This is a genomic window from Nocardiopsis suaedae (genome assembly GCF_027706745.1).
Classification (GTDB): domain Bacteria; phylum Actinomycetota; class Actinomycetes; order Streptosporangiales; family Streptosporangiaceae; genus Nocardiopsis_A; species Nocardiopsis_A suaedae.
Map to the genome: position 1 here is coordinate 1 of NZ_JAQFWP010000032.1, position 17,602 is coordinate 17,602.

General features: G+C 75.1%; 15 protein-coding genes. 7 read left to right on the forward strand and 8 right to left on the reverse strand.

Features of this window, described 5'->3' with window-relative positions:
- Positions 1-462: 462 nt before the first annotated feature.
- On the reverse strand, positions 463-1,488 hold the full coding sequence (plsX, locus tag O4U47_RS17155; protein ID WP_408638989.1) for a phosphate acyltransferase PlsX: 1,026 nt from the start codon (positions 1,486-1,488) through the stop codon (positions 463-465).
- 443 nt (positions 1,489-1,931) lie between these two features.
- Here plsX and O4U47_RS17160 point away from each other — a divergent pair, with 443 nt between their 5' ends.
- A complete protein-coding gene (locus O4U47_RS17160) occupies positions 1,932-3,272 on the forward strand; it encodes a KamA family radical SAM protein (RefSeq protein WP_270678888.1) in 1,341 nt (446 codons plus the stop codon).
- A gap of 94 nt (positions 3,273-3,366) precedes the next feature.
- Here the strand turns inward: O4U47_RS17160 and O4U47_RS17165 are convergent, their stop codons facing one another.
- Positions 3,367-4,992, reverse strand: a complete 1,626-nt coding sequence (locus O4U47_RS17165; RefSeq protein WP_270678889.1) for a DHA2 family efflux MFS transporter permease subunit — start codon at positions 4,990-4,992, stop codon at positions 3,367-3,369.
- 285 nt (positions 4,993-5,277) lie between these two features.
- Here O4U47_RS17165 and O4U47_RS17170 point away from each other — a divergent pair, with 285 nt between their 5' ends.
- Positions 5,278-6,318 carry an ROK family glucokinase gene (locus O4U47_RS17170; RefSeq protein WP_270678890.1) on the forward strand — a complete coding sequence of 347 codons (1,041 nt, stop codon included), beginning with the start codon at positions 5,278-5,280 and terminating at the stop codon, positions 6,316-6,318.
- 233 nt (positions 6,319-6,551) lie between these two features.
- On the opposite strand, the gene O4U47_RS17175 is transcribed toward O4U47_RS17170, so the two are convergent.
- On the reverse strand, positions 6,552-7,025 hold the full coding sequence (locus O4U47_RS17175; protein ID WP_270678891.1) for a hypothetical protein: 474 nt from the start codon (positions 7,023-7,025) through the stop codon (positions 6,552-6,554).
- 212 nt (positions 7,026-7,237) lie between these two features.
- Here O4U47_RS17175 and O4U47_RS17180 point away from each other — a divergent pair, with 212 nt between their 5' ends.
- Complete coding sequence (locus O4U47_RS17180) at positions 7,238-8,755, forward strand: APC family permease (protein WP_270678892.1); 1,518 nt, start codon at positions 7,238-7,240, stop codon at positions 8,753-8,755.
- A gap of 23 nt (positions 8,756-8,778) precedes the next feature.
- On the opposite strand, the gene O4U47_RS17185 is transcribed toward O4U47_RS17180, so the two are convergent.
- Both O4U47_RS17185 and O4U47_RS17190 read right to left on the reverse strand, forming a co-directional pair.
- Positions 8,779-9,429 carry a response regulator gene (locus O4U47_RS17185; protein ID WP_270678893.1) on the reverse strand — a complete coding sequence of 217 codons (651 nt, stop codon included), beginning with the start codon at positions 9,427-9,429 and terminating at the stop codon, positions 8,779-8,781.
- A complete protein-coding gene (locus O4U47_RS17190; protein ID WP_270678894.1) occupies positions 9,426-10,796 on the reverse strand; it encodes a sensor histidine kinase in 1,371 nt (456 codons plus the stop codon). The genes O4U47_RS17185 and O4U47_RS17190 overlap by 4 nt, the downstream gene beginning before the upstream one ends.
- A gap of 171 nt (positions 10,797-10,967) precedes the next feature.
- On the opposite strand from O4U47_RS17190, the gene O4U47_RS17195 reads away from it, so the two are divergent.
- The gene (locus O4U47_RS17195) at positions 10,968-11,897 is read left to right on the forward strand and encodes an ABC transporter ATP-binding protein (RefSeq protein WP_270678895.1); all 930 of its coding nucleotides are present in this window, start codon (positions 10,968-10,970) and stop codon (positions 11,895-11,897) included.
- A 101-nt stretch (positions 11,898-11,998) separates the two neighbouring features.
- On the forward strand, positions 11,999-12,868 hold the full coding sequence (locus O4U47_RS17200; RefSeq protein WP_270678896.1) for an ABC transporter permease subunit: 870 nt from the start codon (positions 11,999-12,001) through the stop codon (positions 12,866-12,868).
- A 45-nt stretch (positions 12,869-12,913) separates the two neighbouring features.
- On the opposite strand, the gene O4U47_RS17205 is transcribed toward O4U47_RS17200, so the two are convergent.
- On the reverse strand, positions 12,914-13,675 hold the full coding sequence (locus O4U47_RS17205) for a CTP synthase C-terminal region-related (seleno)protein (RefSeq protein WP_270678897.1): 762 nt from the start codon (positions 13,673-13,675) through the stop codon (positions 12,914-12,916).
- Positions 13,676-13,714: 39 nt separating this feature from the next.
- Between O4U47_RS17205 and O4U47_RS17210 the strand changes: the two genes are divergently transcribed.
- Positions 13,715-14,671: a LysR family transcriptional regulator gene (locus O4U47_RS17210; protein ID WP_270678898.1), complete on the forward strand. Its 957-nt coding sequence runs from the start codon at positions 13,715-13,717 to the stop codon at positions 14,669-14,671.
- Positions 14,672-14,742: 71 nt separating this feature from the next.
- Here O4U47_RS17210 and O4U47_RS17215 read toward each other — a convergent pair whose 3' ends face one another.
- Together O4U47_RS17215 and O4U47_RS17220 are read right to left on the reverse strand one after the other, a co-directional pair.
- Positions 14,743-15,777 (reverse strand): cytochrome c oxidase assembly protein, encoded by a 1,035-nt coding sequence (locus O4U47_RS17215; protein WP_270678899.1) that lies wholly within the window; start codon positions 15,775-15,777, stop codon positions 14,743-14,745.
- 200 nt (positions 15,778-15,977) lie between these two features.
- A complete protein-coding gene (locus tag O4U47_RS17220) occupies positions 15,978-16,454 on the reverse strand; it encodes a hypothetical protein (protein WP_270678900.1) in 477 nt (158 codons plus the stop codon).
- A 183-nt stretch (positions 16,455-16,637) separates the two neighbouring features.
- On the opposite strand from O4U47_RS17220, the gene O4U47_RS17225 reads away from it, so the two are divergent.
- The gene (locus O4U47_RS17225) at positions 16,638-17,408 is read left to right on the forward strand and encodes an SDR family NAD(P)-dependent oxidoreductase (protein WP_270678901.1); all 771 of its coding nucleotides are present in this window, start codon (positions 16,638-16,640) and stop codon (positions 17,406-17,408) included.
- The last annotated feature ends 194 nt before the right edge of the window (positions 17,409-17,602 follow it).

Here is a 17,602-nt window from a genome sequence, read left to right on the forward strand (position 1 = left end):
CCCGCACCGCGAGGAACCCGCCGCCCGGCAGGCAGGCCCGGGGAACCGCCCCGCTCGCGCCGTCGCCGCCCATCACGGCGACCACGCACACGCCCTGTGGCCGACAGCGCCGCCGCTAGGGCCGCTGGCCTTTGTCGTCGCCGCCGTCTACCTGGCACTCCGGTGCCCCGGCGCCCGGCCGGGGCCCGGCAGCGGGGTACCGGCCGAGCCGCCGCCCACCCGCACCGCGAGGAACCCGCCGCCCGGCAGGCAGGCCCGGGGAACCGCTCCGCTCGCGTCGTCGCCGCCCATCACGGCGACCACGCACACGCCCGGCGGCCGACAGCGCCGCCGCTAGGGCCGCTGACCTCCGTCGTCGCCGCCCTCCACCTCACACTCCGACGGCCCGGCGCTCGGCCGAGGCCGTGAGCGGGGTACCCGCCGTGCCGCCGACCCCCCTCGGTGGTCGTCTCGGTGGTCGTCTCAGTGGTCGTCGGGGTGGCCCAGGCGGTGCAGCCAGCCCGTGCTGCGGCCCGGTGGGGTCACTCGACGCCTGATCTGGTCCACGATCCTTCCCGCGGCCAGGTCCGCCGCCAGCATGCACGCCCGTTCGATGCCGCGGGCGCGGCTCGCCCCGTGGGCGATGACCACCGTCCCGTTCAGGCCCAGCAGCACCGCCCCTCCAGTGCTCTCGCTGTCCAGGCTCTCCCGGAGCCCCCGGAGGGCCTTGCGCTGCAGCAGCGCCCCCGCCCGGGCGCGGCGGGTGGAGGTCAGCGCCTCGTGCACCGCGTCGAAGGCGAAGCGCACCGTGCCCTCGACGGTCTTCAGCGCCACGTTCCCCGTGAAGCCGTCCGTCACCACCACGTCCACCTCCCCGGCGAGCAGGTCGTGGCCCTCGATGTGCCCCCGGTAGTCCAGCCGCGGCGGTTCGGCGGCCGTCGCCGCCAGCAGTTCGGAGCTCTTGCGCGCCAACCGGTTGCCCTTGCCCGGCTCGGCGCCGATGGTCAGCATCCCCACCCGCGGCTCGTCCACCCCGTGCGCCGTGTGCGCGTAGGCGGCGCCCAGGTGCGCGAACTGCACCAGCATCTCCGGCTTGGCGTCGGCGTTCGCCCCCGCGTCCAGCAGCACCGTCGGGCGCGGCCGCGTCGGAAGCACGACCGCCAGCGCCGCCCGCAGCACCCCCGGCTGGGTCCGCAACCGCACGGTGGAGGTGGCCACCACGCCCCCCGTCGACCCGGCCGACACCAGCGCCGACGCGTCCCCCTGCCGGATCAGCTTGCAGGCCACCGCGACGCTGGAGCGCGGGCGCCGCCAGCTCGCCAGCGCGCCCTCGTTCATCGCCAGGGTGTCCTCGGCGTGCACCACCGGCACCTCGCCGGCCGCCCCGTGCTCGGCCAGCAGTCCGGTGAGCTCGGCGATCCGTCCCACCAGCACGACCCGCAGCCCGTGCTCGCGCACCGCGGACACCGCCCCGGCCACCGTCTCGGCGGGGCCGTGGTCACCGCCCATGGCGTCCAGGGCGATGACCGGGCCGCCGCGCGGCGGCCCGGCGGTGCCCGCGGGTCCGGCTTGGTTCACGTGTGGATCCTCACTGCTCCGCCGGGGTGCGGCGGTGGCCCGCCGTGCCCCGGTCCGACGTCTTCTCGCACGTGGTGGGGGGTGTGCCCGCCCAGGGGGCAAGCGTATGCCTCGGCCGTCGGGAGCGCGCGGGGCGCCCCGGTCGTTCGAGGTCAGGAGGGTATTTGTGGAAAGTGGGTAAGAATCAGCGAAGATCGGGTATATCGGTCCGCTGGTCAGGAGGGTGACCACTCCGGGCCCGACAACCCATACGAGATCTCGCCGGGCGCCCCCCCTCCTTCGCCGGGGGCGCCCGGATCAGGCCTGCCCTGCCGACGGCGGGGCGCCTGCCGCACCCTGAAGGGAGACGCGTGAGCTTGACGCAAGACGCGGCTATGTCCCCGTCCGCGGGACGTCGCTTCCGTGCCTACACCTCGAAGCACTTGGACGAGTTGACGGCGCGGGCCGGCCTCGGCGAGGACGAGCGGCTCGCCGTCCGCGCCGTCGCCACGGTGCTGCCGTTCCGGGTCAACAGCTACGTCATCGACGAGCTGATCGACTGGGACGCCGCCCCCGACGACCCGATCTACCGGCTCGTCTTCCCGCAGGCGGACATGCTGCCCGCCGAGGACGTGGCCCGGATGGCCGATCTTCTGCGCCAGGACGCGCCGAGGAAGGAGATCAACGCGGCCGCCAACGAGGTGCGGGCCAAGCTCAACCCGCACCCCGCCGGCCAGATGGATCTCAACGTGCCCAAGGTCGACGGGCAGGACCCGCTGGAGGGCATGCAGCACAAGTACCGCGAGACGGTGCTGTTCTTCCCCAAGCAGGGGCAGACCTGCCACGCCTACTGCACCTACTGCTTCCGGTGGGCGCAGTTCGTGGGCGAGCCCGACCTGAAGTTCGCCTCCGGGGAGGTGGACCACCTGGTCCGCTACCTCAAGGAGAACCCGCAGGTCACCAGCGTGCTGTTCACCGGCGGCGACCCGATGATCATGGGCGAGGGGGTGATCTCCAAGTACATCGAGCCGCTGCTGGAGGTCGAGACCCTCGAGTCCATCCGGATCGGCACCAAGGCGCTGGCCTACTGGCCGCAGCGGTTCGTCACCGACCCGGACGCCGACGACACCCTGCGTTTGTTCGAGAAGGTCGAGGCGTCCGGCAAGAACCTGGCCTTCATGGCCCACTTCAGCCACCCCAACGAGCTCGAACCCGAGCTGGTGCAGGAGGCCGTGCGGCGGATCCGCGCCACCGGGGCGATCATCCGCACCCAGGCGCCGCTGATCCGCACCATCAACGACGACCCGGAGATCTGGGAGCGCATGTGGCGCACCCAGCTCCGGATGGGCATGGTGCCCTACTACATGTTCGTCGAGCGCGACACCGGCCCGCAGGACTACTTCGCGGTGCCGCTGGCCCGGGCCTACGACATCTTCCGCGACGCCTACAAGAACGTCTCCGGCCTGGCCCGCACCGTGCGCGGCCCGTCGATGTCGGCCACACCGGGCAAGGTGTGCGTGGACGGCGTCACCGAGATCGCCGGGGAGAAGGTGTTCGTGCTCCACTTCATCCAGGCGCGCGACCCGGAGCTGGTGGGCAAGCCGTTCTTCGCCAAGTACGACGAGAAGGCGGCCTGGCTCTTCGACCTCGAACCCGCCCTGGGCGCGACCCACTTCCCCTACGAGGAGGCCCCTCCCGCGGACGTCTCCGCGCTGGTGGACCCCGCCCGCGCCTGACCGGGGGCCGGGCACGACCCCACATCGGACCTTCCCCACCCGGGGCGCCCCGTCCGCTTCCGCGGGCGGGGCGCCCTGCTGGACAAGGCCGGATCTAGTCCTGCGACGGCCGCCGCGCCCGCGCAGGGGGCGTCCTCTCCGGCGGCCCGCGCATGTTGCGGGAGAAGGCGGTGGCCACCAGCCCGGCGGCCATCGCGCCCACCGCCACCCAGCCGACCTCGCGGAAGGTGTCGGTGAAGGCCTGCGAGAAGACCTGCCCGGCCAGCTCCGCCAGCCGGTCGGCCGCCGCCGGGGACACGCCCTCGGGCGGCGTCGGCGGGGCCGGGCCGCCCAGCTCCACCCCGGCGCCGTGCTCCGGCTCGACCGCCGTGACGAACGCGTCGCGGTCCTCCGGCGGCAGCGCGTCGGCGGCCGCCCGTGCCTCGCGCACCGTGTTCGCCGCCAGGGACGCCTGCATCAGCGCCCCCACCACGGCGCCGCCCAGCACCGATCCGAGCTGCCGCAGGGTGTTGAGCACCCCCGAGGCCGCCCCCGCCATGCGCGGGTCGACCCGGTACATCGCCAGGGAGTTCATCGGCCCGAACACCGAGGCCACCGCCAGCCCCATCAGCGCCAGCGGCAGCGCGAACTCCCACCAGCGCGAGTCCGGGCGGGCGCCCAGCAGCAGCCACCCCAGGCCGACGCAGAACAGCGCGAATCCGCCCATCAGCAGGTACTTGCCGCCCAGCCGGTCGACCCAGCGGCCCACCACCGGCGCGGCCACCATGGACAGCACCGACATGGGCGCCATCGTCAGCCCGGCGGCCAGCGCGGTCATGCCCAGGGCCGACTGCAGGTAGATGGTGAACAGCAGCGAGTGCCCGATCATCGCCACCGACACCAGGGCGGCGTTGAGGCTCATCAGGCTGAAGTTGCGGTCGCCGAACAGCCCGAAGGGCACCAGCGGGTCACGGCCCTGCCGCGCGCGCTGCTGCAGGAGGAGGGCGGCGAACAGCACGGCGCTCAGGGCGAACAGCAGCGGGATGCTGATCGGCCCGTAGACCGTCCCCCAGCCGAAGCGCTCCCCCTCGACCAGGGCGAAGGCGAGCAGCCCCAGGGCCCCGGTGGCCAGCGCGACCCCGGCGGGGTCGAACCGCGGGCGGCGTTCGGGCTTCGGGTCGGGTGGGATGAGGACCGCGCCCAGCACGAGCGCGAGGGCGCCGAAGGGGATGTTGACGAAGAAGATGAACCGCCAGTCGAAGGCGGTCACCAGCAGCCCGCCCAGCGTCGGCCCGGCGACCGTCGCCAGGCCCGCCACCGCGCCCCACACGCCCATGGCGGTGCCGCGCCGCTCCGGCGGGAACACCCGCACCAGCAGGGCCATGGTCTGGGGCATCATCACCGCCGCGCCGATCCCCTGCACCGCGCGGGCGGCGATCAGCCACCCGGCGCCGGGGGCGAGCCCGCACAGCACCGAGGCGGTGGTGAACGCGGCGACCCCGACCAGGAAGAGGCGGCGCTGGCCGTAGAGGTCGCCCAGCCGGCCGGAGGTGATGATCAGGACCGCCAGGGCGAGGGTGTAGACGTTGACCACCCACAGGACCTCGTCGGCGGCGGCGCCCAAGCGCCGGATCATGTCCGGGATCGCGATGTTGACGATCGTCAGGTCCAGCAGGGTCATGAAGAACCCCAGGCACAGGGCCGCCAGTACGGCCCACGGATCGCCCCGGATCGAACGCATTCGGCCCCCTCCTGCGCGGACCCGGTCATCCTATGTGCGCGGGGCGCGGCGGCCCGGGCGGATGCGGCCGGAGTCGGCGCGCCGCGCCCGTCTGGGGGATCACCGCACCCGCGCCCCGGGGGCAGCGGCGGGGGTGCCTGCGTCGCGCAGGTCCTCCTCCAGGGGTGGGTGACGTGCGCCCCACCGCCGACGGAAGGCCGACAGTGCACGGGGTGTTGTCAAGACAAATGCACGTCAGGACCAATGGCCGGAGCGGGGGTGCGGCGGCGGTAAAGTGGGCAGGCCATGGCACTGAGAAGCAGGGGGCGTCGGCGCGGGCTCGTCATCGGCGTCGACATCGGGGGCACCAAGGTCGCCGCAGGGGTGGTCAACCCGGCGGGGCGGGTGCTGGCCCGCGGGCGCGCGCATACCCCCAACCGCAGCAAGAGCCCCAAGGTGGTCGAGGACACCATCGCCGGCGTGGTCGACGAGCTGCGCCGGGAGTACCCGGTGACCGCGGTCGGCGTGGGCGCGGCCGGGTTCGTCGACCGGGACCGCTCCTCGGTGCTGTTCGCCCCGCACCTGTCGTGGCGCGGTGAGCCGCTGCGCACCGCGCTGAGCGCCCGCCTGGGGCTGCCGGTGGCGGTGGAGAACGACGCCAACGCCTCGGCGTGGGCGGAGATGCGGCTGGGCGCCGGGCGCGGCTCCTCCGACGCGGTGGTGGTGAACCTGGGCACCGGCATCGGCGGAGCCGTGGTGCTGGACGGGGCGCTGTACCGGGGGCGGCACGGCATCGCGGGGGAGTTCGGGCACATGGTGGCGGTGCCGGACGGGCACCGCTGCGAGTGCGGCAACCGGGGGTGCTGGGAGCAGTACGCCAGCGGCAACGCGGTCACCCGTGAGGCGCGCGAACTGGCGGCGGCCGACTCGCCGGTGGCCCGCGGGCTGCTGCAGGCGGTCGGCGGCGACCCGTCGCGCATCACCGGCCCACTCGTCGCCGAGCTGGCGGCCGAGGGCGACCGCGCGTGCGTGGAGGTGCTGGAGGACGTCGGCCGGTGGCTGGGCAAGGGCCTGGCCGACCTGGCGGCCGCCTTCGACCCGGAGGTGTTCGTGATCGGCGGCGGGGTGTCGGAGTGCGGCGACCTGCTCCTGGGGCCGGCGCGCACGGCCTACCGCAGGAACCTCACGGGGCGGGGCTACCGCCCGGAGGCGAGGATCGTCCGGGCCGAGCTGGGCAACGAGGCGGGCCTGGTGGGCGCGGCACTGCTGGCGCGGGAGGATCCGCCCCAACGGATCCGGGGCGCGGGCCGCGGATCCCGCCGCATCACCCGCCGGAGGGCCCGGTAGGCCCCGTCCGGAGTCCTCCGGCGTCTCGGCCCCCGGATTCCCGTTGATCTCGGGAAAAACGACGCTACAAGCGCGGTTTTAGCGTCGTTTTCCCCGAGATCAACGGGGACTCCACCACTCCAGCGGACACCACCCCTCTTCGGTGGTCGCCGCCCTTCGTCGCCGCCGTCAGGGGCGGAGCGCGGAAGCGGTCCTTCCGGTGTCGCCCGGCGGTAGGCCGACGCCGGTGGGCCTCACGGCACAGGGACCGTCATCGTCTCGCCGCCGTACCCGTTGGTGCTGTCCCGGGCCTCGACGGTCACCTCTTCGGTGTCGTCCGGGATCTCGACTCCGCGCTGGGTCCGGGTGAAGGGCTGTTCATCCGCGTGGTCGTGGGCCAGCACGTGCTCGCCGAGAACCGTGCCGTCCGGACCCAGCACCCGCCATCCGTCGGCGTACCGTTCGGGCGTGTCATAGGGGGAGCTGATGGTGACGGCGAAGTCGTAGCCCGCGTTCCCTTGGGTGACGGCCACGTCGACGACGTCGGGGAACTCCTGGTCCTGCGCCGCTCCGTCCTCCGAGCCGCCGGTGCCCGCGGGGTCGGACACGTCGGCCGGGGGGCTCGCGCCGCCGCCTGTGCCGGAGGGCGGCGAGGACTCCTGCCCGGTGCACGCGGCGGCCGTGAGGAGGGCTCCGGCGAGGAGGGCGGTCGTCGGAAAGCGTCCCATGCGGCCGTCCCTACCCCGGAGCCGCGACCGCACACCGGGCGCCGCCCCCGCGCCTCCGGTGCGCCGGCCGGGCGTCCCCGCGGCGTCCGTTGTGCACCGTGGACATACGTTCGCGCTGATTGCGCCGTTTCGGGACCTTGATCACTCCGTGGCGGCGGTGGTTTAAAGGTCCCCTGGTCACCCTCGCTACCCCCGAGACGGAGGGGTCCCCCATGTCGGACGCCCCGAACACCCCTGACTCCCCGGGAGCCTCCGGCTCCCCCGGCCCCTCCGGCACGCCCGGCACACCTTCCGGGGCCGCCGGGCCGCCCGGTGCGGGAGGGGACGGATTCCTCAAGGTCCTCGGCCGCGGCGACGTGCTCGCGCTCGCCTTCGGCGCCATGATCGGCTTCGGCTGGATCGTGCTGACCGGCGACTTCATCGACGCGGCGGGCAGCGTCGGCGCCGCCCTCGCCTTCGTCCTCGGCGGCGTGGTCATCGCCCTGGTCGGGCTCACCTACGCCGAGCTGGTCGCGGCCATGCCCCGGGCGGGAGGCGAGCACCACTACGCGCTGCGCGCGCTCGGCCCCCGGGGCGCCTTCACCGCCTCCTGGGCGATGGTGCTCGGCTACATCTCCGTCGTGGCGTTCGAGGCCGTCGCCGTCCCGCAGACCCTCGGCTACCTGCTGCCCGGGGCGATGGAGGCCGGACACCTGTGGACCGTCGCCGACTACGACGTCTCCGCCGCCCAGGTCGCGGTCGGCGTCCTGGCGGCGGCGGTGATGACCGGCGTCAACTACGTCGGCATCCGCCCCGCCGGGGTCTTCCAGACCATCGCGGTACTGTTCCTGCTGGCGGCGGGCGCGGCCATGGTCGCGGGCGCCGCCGTGGGCGGCTCCGCCGCGACCATGGAGCCGCTGTTCACCGGCGGCGTCCCGGGCATGTTCGTCGTGCTGGTGGCGGTGCCGTTCCTGTTCGTCGGGTTCGACGTCATCCCCCAGTCGGCCAGTGAGATCCGGCTGCCCTTCCGGCAGGTCGGCCGGTTGCTCGTGGTCTCGGTGGCCTGCGCCGCCGCCTGGTACGTGATGATCATGCTGACCGCCGGGGCCGCGCTCGGCCCGGAGGAGCTGATGGCCTCCGACCTGGCCTCGGCCGATGCCATGGCGGCGCTGTGGAACAGCCCCGCCATGGGGAACCTGCTGGTCGTCGGGGGCCTGGCCGGGCTGCTCACCAGCTGGAACGCGTTCCTGATCGGGGGCAGCCGCCTGCTGTACGCGATGGCCGAGTCGCGCATGGTCCCCGCCTGGTTCGGCCGCCTGCACCCCCGCTTCCGCACGCCCGGCAACGCCCTGCTGTTCATCGGCGCGCTGTCGGTGCTGGCCCCGCTCTTCGGCCGGCCGATGCTGGTGTGGCTGGTGGACGCGGGCGGCGTGAACATCGTCGTCGCCTACATCGTGGTCGCCGTCTCCTTCCTGGTGCTGCGGCGGCGCGAACCGGGCATGGAGCGCCCGTTCCGCACCCCGGCGGGACCGGCGGTCGGCGTGGCGGCGCTGGTGCTGAGCCTCGGGCTGCTGGCGCTCTACCTGCCGGGCATGCCCGCCGCGCTGGTGTGGCCCTGGGAGTGGGTGATCGTGGGGGCGTGGTGGATCGCCGGGCTGGCGATGATGGCCCGCCTGCCGCGGGTCGCCCCGGGAGCGGACGCGGAGGAGCGCCTGGTCGCCGAGATCGACCGCCGGGCGCGGGGGCGGTAGGGCCGCCGGGGCCGCCGCCCCGGTCAGGCGTCCGGGGCGGCCACGCCCGCCTCGTGCGCCAGCAGGCCCGCCTGGGTGCGGTTGGCGCACCCCAGCTTGGTCAGCATCCGCGACACATAGCTCTTCACGGTGGGCTCGGCCAGGAACAGGCGGCGGGCGATGCCGGCGTTCGACATCCCCTCGCCCAGGCACCCGAGGATGTCGCGCTCGCGGGCGGAGAGCGCGGCGATGCGCCCGCGCACCTCGGCGGAGCGGCCCCGCCCCGGGCCGCGGACCAGGCGGTGCGCGGCGCCCGGGGACATCACCGTGTGGCCGTCGGCCGCCACCCGCACCAGGTTGACCAGGTCCTCGGCCGGGGTGGTCTTCACCAGGAATCCGAGCGCCCCGGCCGAGAGCGCCCGCACCACGTGCGTGTCGTCGTCGAAGGTGGTCAGCGCGACCACGGCGGGCGGGTCCTTCAGGGCGGCGATGCGGCCGGTGGCCGCGATGCCGTCCACCCCCGGCATGCGCAGGTCCATCAGGACCACGCGGGGCCGGTGCCGCAGCACCGCCTCCACGGCCTCGGCGCCGTCCCGGGCCTCGGCCACCACCTCCACGTCGGCGGCGGACCCGAGGATGGTGCGCAGGTGGGCGCAGACCATCGGCTCGTCGTCCACCACGAGGACCCTGATCACGCGTTCTCCTCCCGGACCGTCCGGTCCGCTCCGCCCGTCCGCTCGTTCTGGTCGGCGCGGTATTCGGGGCCCCGTCCGGCGCCGCCGGAGGCCCCGCGGGGGAGCTCGGCCCGGACGGCGAAGCCGCCTCCGGCGGTGGGCCCCGCCTCCAGGGAGCCCCCGACCAGCTCGACGCGGTGCCGCAGCCCGTCCAGCCCGGTGCCGGCTCCCGCAGTCAGCCGCCCGGTCTCCGCGTCCGGTGGCGGAGGCCCGTTCTCCACCGCCACCGCGACCGCGTCCGGCCGGTGGTCGATCCGCACCTCCACGGCCGCTCCCGGGGCGTGCTTGCGCGCGTTGGTCAGCGCCTCTTGGACGACGCGGTAGAGCGTGCGGGCGGTGTGCGGCGCGAGCCCCTCGGGGCCGCCGGAGGCGGTGTAGTCCACCTGCTGCCCGGCGGCGCGGGCCTCCTCCGCGAGGGTTGCGGGGTCGGGCACGGGTTCGCCCCCGCCGCCGGTCGTGTTCGCTTCCCCGGTCCCGGCCCCGGCCCCGGCGCCGACCGCGGCCGCGTTGCCCGACGCGGGCACCTCCGCGGAACGCCCGGCGGGTTCGGCGTCGTCCCCGCGCAGGACCCCGATGAGGCTCCGCAGTTCCTCGATCGCCCTGCCGCCCGCACCGCGGATCCCGTCGGCGGCCGACCGCACCTCGGGGTCGTCGGTGGCCACGGACAGGGCACCGGCCTGCAGCACCATCAGGCTGACCTGGTGGGTGACGGTGTCGTGCATCTCGGCGGCCAGTCGCCTGCGCTCCTCCACCCGTGCCCGCTCGGCGATCAGCTCGCGCTCCCGCGCCTCCTGGCGTATCCGCTCGCGGCGCGCCTGCGTGAGGCGGAACGTTAGAGCCAGCGTCGTCCCCCCGAGGACCGGGGAGGCCGCGCCCAGCGCGCTCAACAGGTAGGAGCCCTCCGGAGGGGTGGTCACGACGGTGGTCACCACCGCGTACGCGGCGAGCGCCGCCATGCCCAGGGCCAGCCGGGCTTTGCGGCGCTCATGCGACACCAACCCGACCGCCGCCCCCGCGATGGCGAGCGGGGCCCAGGCCAGCCCGCCCGCCGCGGTCAGCTCCCGCCAGGCCGGGTCGACGGTGGAGACGGCGATCGCCGTCCCGGAGGCCGCCGCCGCGGCGGTGAGCGGACGGCGCGGCCCGACCAGCGCCGCCAGCGAGGCGACCGCCATTGCTCCGGTGCCCGCGACCACGGCGACCGCGTCGGCGCCGGGCAGCGCCGCCGCGCACAGCAGCCCTGTCCCGAGCGCCGCGGCGACCAGCAGCGCGCACACCGCCACCTGCCCGCGGCCGGAGCGGCCCTTCGGGGCGCGACCGGGATCGACCATGCTCCGAGGCTAGGCCCTGGCGGCCCGGGGCGGCTCCTCCAGCGCCGAAGTCGCAACTTTGGTTGTCGGTGCCGACGGCTTTGTATGCTCGCCCGCCGCCGCCCGTGCGCGCTTGGCTGGAGGAGCACATGGAGCAGGAGAGGGCACGGAGCCCGGCGAACGGGGGGCGGAATGATCGAAGCGGCGGACCTGACCAAGGAGTACCGGGGCGGCGTCCGGGCGGTGGACGGGCTCACGTTCACCGCTCCGGCCGGGGCCGTCACCGGCTTCCTCGGGCCGAACGGCGCAGGGAAGACCAGCACGATGCGGCTGGTCCTGGGGCTGGACCGGCCGACGGCGGGGACGGCGCTCATCCACGGACGGCCCTACCGGACGTTCGAGGCGCCCATGCGCGCGGTCGGCGCGCTGCTGGGGACCGAGTCCGTGCCCGGGGGCATGACTGCCGCCGCGCACCTGCGGTGGCTCGCCCGCGCGGGCCGCCTGCCCCGGGGCCGGGCCGAGGTGGTGCTCGGCATGGTCGGGCTCGGTGACGAGGCGGGGCGCAAGGTGAAGGACTTCTCCCTGGGCATGCGCCAGCGGCTGGGGCTGGCCGCCGCCCTCCTGGGCGATCCCGGGGTGCTCGTCCTCGACGAGCCGGTGAACGGGCTGGACCCCGAGGGCGTGCGGTGGATCCGCACCCTGCTGCGGCGGCTGGCCGACGAGGGGCGCACGGTCCTGCTCTCCAGCCACCTGCTGAGCGAGACGGCGGCGACCGCCGACCGCGTGGTGGTGATCGGCGGCGGACGGCTCATCGCCGAGGCCGGGATCGACGAGGTGGTCCGGCGCGGGTCGGGGCCGGTTTCGGTGGAGACGCCGCAGGCCGGCCTGCTGGCGCGGCTGGTGGCCGAGGAGGGCGCCGAGGCCGAGCCCGGCCCGGGAGGAAGGGTGTCCGTGCGCGGGCTGGACGCGCGGCGCGTGGGTGAGCTGGCCGCCCGCCACGGGGTGGTCCTGCACGGGCTGGGACAGGAGAGCCCCGACCTGGAGGAGGTCTTCTTCGAGCTCACCCGGGACAGCGCGCGCCACACCTTCGCGTCCGCCGGGATGAACGGAGACCGACGGTGAGCGCGGCCGACCACCGGGGCCGGAAGGCGGGGAGCCGACCGCCGGTTCCGACCGGCAGCAGCGCCCCGGGCGTACGTGAACGATCCGGTGGGAGTGGGGAGATGACGGTGGGGCGGACGGCGTCGGCACCGACGGGCGGGAGCGGGGACGGCGGAACGGCCGGAACCGGTGGCGGCGAGCGCACGGAACGAGGAGCACCGGGGTTCGGGGCGGCGCTGCGTTCGGAATGGGCCAAGTTCCTGGCGCTGCCCTCCAACCGCGCCATCATCGCGGCCACGGTCTTCCTCACGGTCGGCATCACCGCCCTGACCGGCCTCTTCGGTGACACGGGGGCCATCGCGCGCGAGCAGGCCGACGGGAGGTACAGCGTCATCTTCTTCGGTGCGTCCTTCGGTGTGTGGACCTTCTCGGCCCTGGCCGCGAACGTGGTCGCCGCCGAATACCGCACCGGCGCCATCGCGTGGACCCTGACCGCCACCCCGCGCCGTGCCCGGGTCCTGGGCGCCAAGTTCCTCGTGGTGGGTGCCGCGGCGCCGGCGTCGGGCCTGGTGATCGCCCTGGCGAACTTCTGGGTCACCCAGACCGTGCTCGCGCGCGCCGGGGAGGACGTCCTCACCCTGGCCGAACCGGGGATGCTCCGCGCGGTGCTGGTCTACATCCCGGTGGGCATGGCGGTGCAGTCGCTCCTGACGGCCGCTGCGGCGGCGGTGCTCCGCAGCGGACCGGCGGCGTTCGTGTCGGTGCTGCTCCTCGGCCTGCTCCCGATCGCCGTGGCCCCCGTGCTGGGCGGCTGGTGGGGGGAGAACATCCCCCGGTACATGACGGGCGCGGCGACCGAGAGCCTGGCGGGAATCGCCGTCCCCGGGACACCGGGCTTCCTGCCGACGCTGCCCGCGGCGCTCGTCGTGCTGGGCTGGACGGCACTGTTCCTCGCGGTGGCGACGGCCGTGTTCGAGCGCCGCGACGCGTGAACGCGGCCGCCCGCGCGGAACTGCCGCCCTGCCGGTCCCGAGGTGTCAGCGGACCGGTTCCGGGGCGGCGGCCGTACGCCCGGCGGCCCGGTCGGCCGCCGCCCCGGTGAAGGCGCGCACCACAGGGTGGGGGCGCGGGCCGTCGGCGAGTTCCGGCTGGAACAGGGTGGCCAGGAAGAACGGGTGCCCCTCCAGCTCGGCGACCCGGACCCTCCCCTGCTCGTCGTGGCCGGTGAACCGCAGGCCGCGCCCCTCCAGCAGTCCGGCGGCCTCCGGCGCGGGCCCATACGAGCAGTGGTAGCGCTCGATCCTCCGCTCGGTCCCCAGCACTCGTGCGGCCAGCGACCCCGGCGTGCATCGGATCTCCCCCTCGTGCCCCACGAGCGAGCAGGCCAGCGGCGCGATCAAGGGCTCCTCCGCGTCGGGGTCCGACTCGCCGTGGCGGGCCTCCGACAGCCCGCACACGCCCCGGGCGAACTCCAGGAGCGCGTGCTGGAAGCCGCCGCAGGTGCCGAGGAACGGCACACCCCTGGTGCGGGCGGTGCGCACGGCGGCGAGCGCGCCCGCCTCGCTCCGGTACGGGCTTCCGGGCATGAGCCAGACCCCGTCGAACCCGTCCAGCCGACCGGGGGCGGCGGCCTCCTCGGTCGGGACCCAATAGGCGTCGGCGAGCAGGTCCTCGTGCCGCCGCACCCCTTCCAGCAGTCCGGGGACCCGGGCATGGGCCCGCACGTGCGGGGAGCGGTCGGCGACCAGGGCGAGGCGGGCGGCGGGCAGGGCGGCCCGCGGTTCGGTGGTGTGCTGCATCGGCCCAGCATCGCCTGCCGGGGGTGAGAAGATCCAACGATGGTTTCGGATCCCTCGATCAGTGCTGCTGATACCGGCCGGTCGCAGGCGCGCGACCCGTTGAACGCCCAGTGGTTGCGGACCTTCGCCGCCGTGGCCCGCCTGGGGTCGTTCTCGGAGGCGGCCGAGGAGCTGAGCTACACCCAGTCGGCGGTGTCGCAGCAGGTCGCGGCGTTGGAGCGGGAGCTGGGCGCGGCCGTGCTGCGCCGTCGGCCGGTCGAGCCGACCGAGGCGGGCGAGCGGCTGCTGGAACACGCCGTACCGATCCTGCTGCGGCTGGACGCCGCCCGGACCGACGTGGCGCGGGTCCGTGGGCCGGGCGTCCCCCGCTTGGCGGTGGGGGCCTGCCCCGGCGCGTTCGTGCCGGAGGCGGCCCGCGCCCTGGCGGCGGTGCGCGCGGCCGACCCCCGCCTGGAGCCGCGGGTGCGGACGGCGGGACTGGACGCGGTGGTCGCCGGGGTCGCCTCCGGGGAGTTCGATGCCGGCCTGGTCGGCGGGGTGGCCGCGCCGACCGACCCGCTGCGGCTCGGCGCCGGGGAGGGCGAGTCGGTGGAGGTGATGCGGTCGGTGGTGGTGCGGGAGCGGCCGCTCGTGGCGGCGGTCCCGCACGGCCACCCGTTCGCCGGGCGCGGCGGCGTGAGCGCGGCCGAGCTGGCGGACGCCCTGTGGGTCGACGCCCCGGGGGCGGCGGTCCCGCTGTCGGCGCTGCGCGAGATGGTGCCCAACGCGGCGCCGCGGGCCGGGGTGCGGCTCGACGGGGGTGACGCGGGCGCCTTGGAGGCCTTGGTCGCGGAGGGGCACGGGGTGGCGCTGGTGCCGGAGGGGACCCTCGGCGGGGTCCCGGCGGTCCCGCTGGCCGCCCCCAGGCTGGTGCACCGGGTCGAACTGCTCCACCTGAACACCCATGGCCCGGCCCAGAGACTGGTCGGCCTCCTGGCGGACGCGTCCACGCGGTAGCGGAGGAGGGGAGCGGGGGAGCGGGCCGGTGCGGTCCGCCCCCGCACCCGTCGTGTGCCGCCGGGCACCGCTCACCGGGTTCGGAAGGGGCCCTGGACGGTGCGCCCGCTCCGCGCCGCCACGGCCTCGTGGTCGGCGAGCCGCTGCAGGTAGGCGTTGTAGGCGTTGAGCTCGGCGTCGCCGTCGCGCTCGGCCTTCCGGTCGGAGCGGCGGGCGAGCCGCGCGTCCGAGCGCATCCACAGCACGGCCAGCACGATCATCACCACCAGGGTGGGCACGTCCCCGAATACCCAGGTGAGGCCGCCCGCCCAGAGCTGGTCGTCCATCACGTCGATGTCCCACGCCGGGGGCGGCGAGGCGAAGAACCCCACGATCGGCGACTCGGACATCATCACGGCGATCGCGAAGAACGCGTGGAACGGCAGCCCGGCCATCATCAGCATCATCCGCAGCAGGTGGCTCCGGTTGCCGGGCCAGGGGTCGACCATCAGCACCGGGCCGAAGAAGACGATCCCGGTCAGCAGGAAGTGCAGGAGCATCAGGTAGTGCCCCCACACGCTGCTCATCAGGATGTCGAAAAGCGGGGTCAGGTAGATGCCGTAGAGGCTGAACACGAACGCCGACAGAGTGAAGGCCGGGTGGGAGGCGGCCTTGGCGACAGGGCTGTGCAGGAACCGCACCAGGCCCCGGCGCGGGGCGCCGCGGCGGCCCCTTCCCGCGGGCAGGGCGCGCAGGACCAGGGTCACCGGCGCGCCCATCAGCAGGAACACCGGGGCGAGCATGGTCAGGATCATGTGCTGGAACATGTGCACGCTGAAGACGGCCATGCCGTAGGCCTCGATGCCGGTGGCCGTCACCCACAGGACCATGGCCACTCCGACGTACCAGCTCACGGTCCGGCCGAGGGGCCAGCGGATGCCGCGCCGCCGGAGGCGCACCAGGCCGATGGCGTAGAAGGCGGCCAATACGGCGCAGAGGATGGGGAGGATCGCGTACGGCTGGGGCTGCCAGGCGAGGAGGCCGCTCAGCGTCGGGGGATCGCTCGGCATCCACATGGGGCCTGTCATGCCGTGGTCCATGGTGTCCATGGGCATCTGGTCGTCCAAGGCGTGTCTCCAAGGGCACGGATCGACGGCACCGCGTCGGCGCGGTGCGGTGGCGGTACGGAGGGAGGGCGCCGGAAGAGGGGGCGCCCGGCAGGCGGAGCCGCGGCGCGCACAGCCGTGTGCCCGGTCGCTGGGCCGCCCGCTTTGACGGACGGGGCGGAGCCGGGCGTGGCGTCAGCGCCGCGTGCGGCGGGCTCGGCCTATACCCGCTGGATGCAGAGGGATCGGAGCAGGGGGACACCCGGGCGGGCGGGGACGGCGCCGCGGCGGACGGGACGGAGCGCCGAGCGCGGTGGCGGCGGCCAGAAGGCGGCGATGAGCAGCGCGCCCAGGAAGGTGCCCAGGAGGACCTGCAGGTCTCCGGCGCGCTGATCGGTGTTGGCGCCGTCGTCGGCCGGGCAGGGAGAGGCCCTTCCGGTGTCGGCGGAGCACGCCGTTCCGGTGCCGTCGTCGGTGGCACCGGAGGTTCCGGCGGTGTCGGCGGTGTCGGCGGCCAAGAGCGGGGAGACGGACCCCACCACGGTGTCCGCCGCGTGGGCGGCGGGGACGCCGCCGACTGCGGCGAGGGAGACGCCGCCGTGCAGGATGGCGCCGATGAAGTGCGCGAGGACGAGGAACGAGAGCAGGGCGACGCGCCGCGGGGCCGCGCGGTCGTGCGTCCTGGTCGCCTCCTTCACGGCCCGCAGACTATCCGCCCTCGTCAGAGCGGCCGGGACACCCCCCGAAAATGACCGGCGGCCGGGGGCGGCCGTACGGCCCGGCCACGCCTCTGCGCCCTCCCCGCTCGGGGAGCCGCCCCACCCGGTGCCCTGTCCGATTCCCGCCGGTGGGCGGCCGCGGTCCTCGGCAGGATCGAGGGCATGGACAACGCACAGAACACCGAGACGAACCACCTGCCCCTCCTCGGCGGAGCGGCGCTCGTCACCGGCGGCAGCCGGGGGATCGGGGCCGCCACGGCCGTCCGGCTCGCCGGGCTCGGGGCCGACGTCGCCATCACCTACCGCGAGCGGGAGGAGAGCGCCGCCCAGGTCGTCGACCGGGTCAAGGCCGCCGGTCGGCGGTCGCTCGCGATCCGCGCCGACGCCGCCGACCTCGGCGCCGTCACCGGGGCGGTGCGCCGGACCGCCGACGCCTTCGGCCGCCTGGACATCCTGGTCAACAACGCCGCCGCCTTCCTGATGGCGGCCACCGAGGAGACCTCGGACGAGGATCTGGACCGCATGGTGGCGGCCAACGTCGAGGCGCCGTTCGCCGCCGCCCGCGAGGCGCTCCGCCACATGGGCGAGGGCGGCAGGATCATCAACGTCGGCAGCAACGTCTCCGAACGGCTGCCGTTCCCCGTTCTGACCCTGTACTCGACGACGAAGTCGGCCATGGTCGGCCTGACCAAGGGCCTGGCGCGGGAGGGCGGCCCGCGCGGGATCACGTCGGCCATGGTGGTGCCCGGTCCGACCGACACCGAGACGAGCCCGGCCGACGGGCCGATGGCCGAGGCCATCAGCGGGTTCACGGCCCTGGGCCGTTATGTCCGCCCGGAGGAGGTGGCCGAGACCGTCGCGTTCCTGGCAGGGCCCGGCGGCAGCGCCACCACCGGCACGGCTGTGTACGTGGACGCGGGGTTCACCGCCTGACGGGCCGATCCGACCGGGCCCGGTGAGACCACGGTTCCGCGCTTCGGTGGGCGGCCTCCGGCCGCCCACCGAAGCGCGGGCGTCGGCCGGACACTCGGAGGCGGGCAGATGCGGAGCAGGACGTCCGGGTGGGCCCCGCCGCGTTCGTTGGTGGTGTCCTCCGGGGTGCGGTTCGTCGGCCGGGTCATGGGGGA

Excerpts from the sequence above, each read along its gene's own strand:
- plsX (WP_408638989.1), bottom strand. The coding sequence starts at position 1,488 with ATGGGCGGTGACCACGGCCCCGCCGAGACGGTGGCCGGGGCGGTGTCC.
- O4U47_RS17160 (WP_270678888.1), top strand. The coding sequence starts at position 1,932 with ATGTCCCCGTCCGCGGGACGTCGCTTCCGTGCCTACACCTCGAAGCAC.
- O4U47_RS17165 (WP_270678889.1), bottom strand. The coding sequence starts at position 4,992 with ATGCGTTCGATCCGGGGCGATCCGTGGGCCGTACTGGCGGCCCTGTGC.
- O4U47_RS17170 (WP_270678890.1), top strand. The coding sequence starts at position 5,278 with ATGGCACTGAGAAGCAGGGGGCGTCGGCGCGGGCTCGTCATCGGCGTC.
- O4U47_RS17175 (WP_270678891.1), bottom strand. The coding sequence starts at position 7,025 with ATGGGACGCTTTCCGACGACCGCCCTCCTCGCCGGAGCCCTCCTCACG.
- O4U47_RS17180 (WP_270678892.1), top strand. The coding sequence starts at position 7,238 with ATGTCGGACGCCCCGAACACCCCTGACTCCCCGGGAGCCTCCGGCTCC.
- O4U47_RS17190 (WP_270678894.1), bottom strand. The coding sequence starts at position 10,796 with ATGGTCGATCCCGGTCGCGCCCCGAAGGGCCGCTCCGGCCGCGGGCAG.
- O4U47_RS17195 (WP_270678895.1), top strand. The coding sequence starts at position 10,968 with ATGATCGAAGCGGCGGACCTGACCAAGGAGTACCGGGGCGGCGTCCGG.
- O4U47_RS17200 (WP_270678896.1), top strand. The coding sequence starts at position 11,999 with ATGACGGTGGGGCGGACGGCGTCGGCACCGACGGGCGGGAGCGGGGAC.
- O4U47_RS17205 (WP_270678897.1), bottom strand. The coding sequence starts at position 13,675 with ATGCAGCACACCACCGAACCGCGGGCCGCCCTGCCCGCCGCCCGCCTC.
- O4U47_RS17210 (WP_270678898.1), top strand. The coding sequence starts at position 13,715 with ATGGTTTCGGATCCCTCGATCAGTGCTGCTGATACCGGCCGGTCGCAG.
- O4U47_RS17225 (WP_270678901.1), top strand. The coding sequence starts at position 16,638 with ATGGACAACGCACAGAACACCGAGACGAACCACCTGCCCCTCCTCGGC.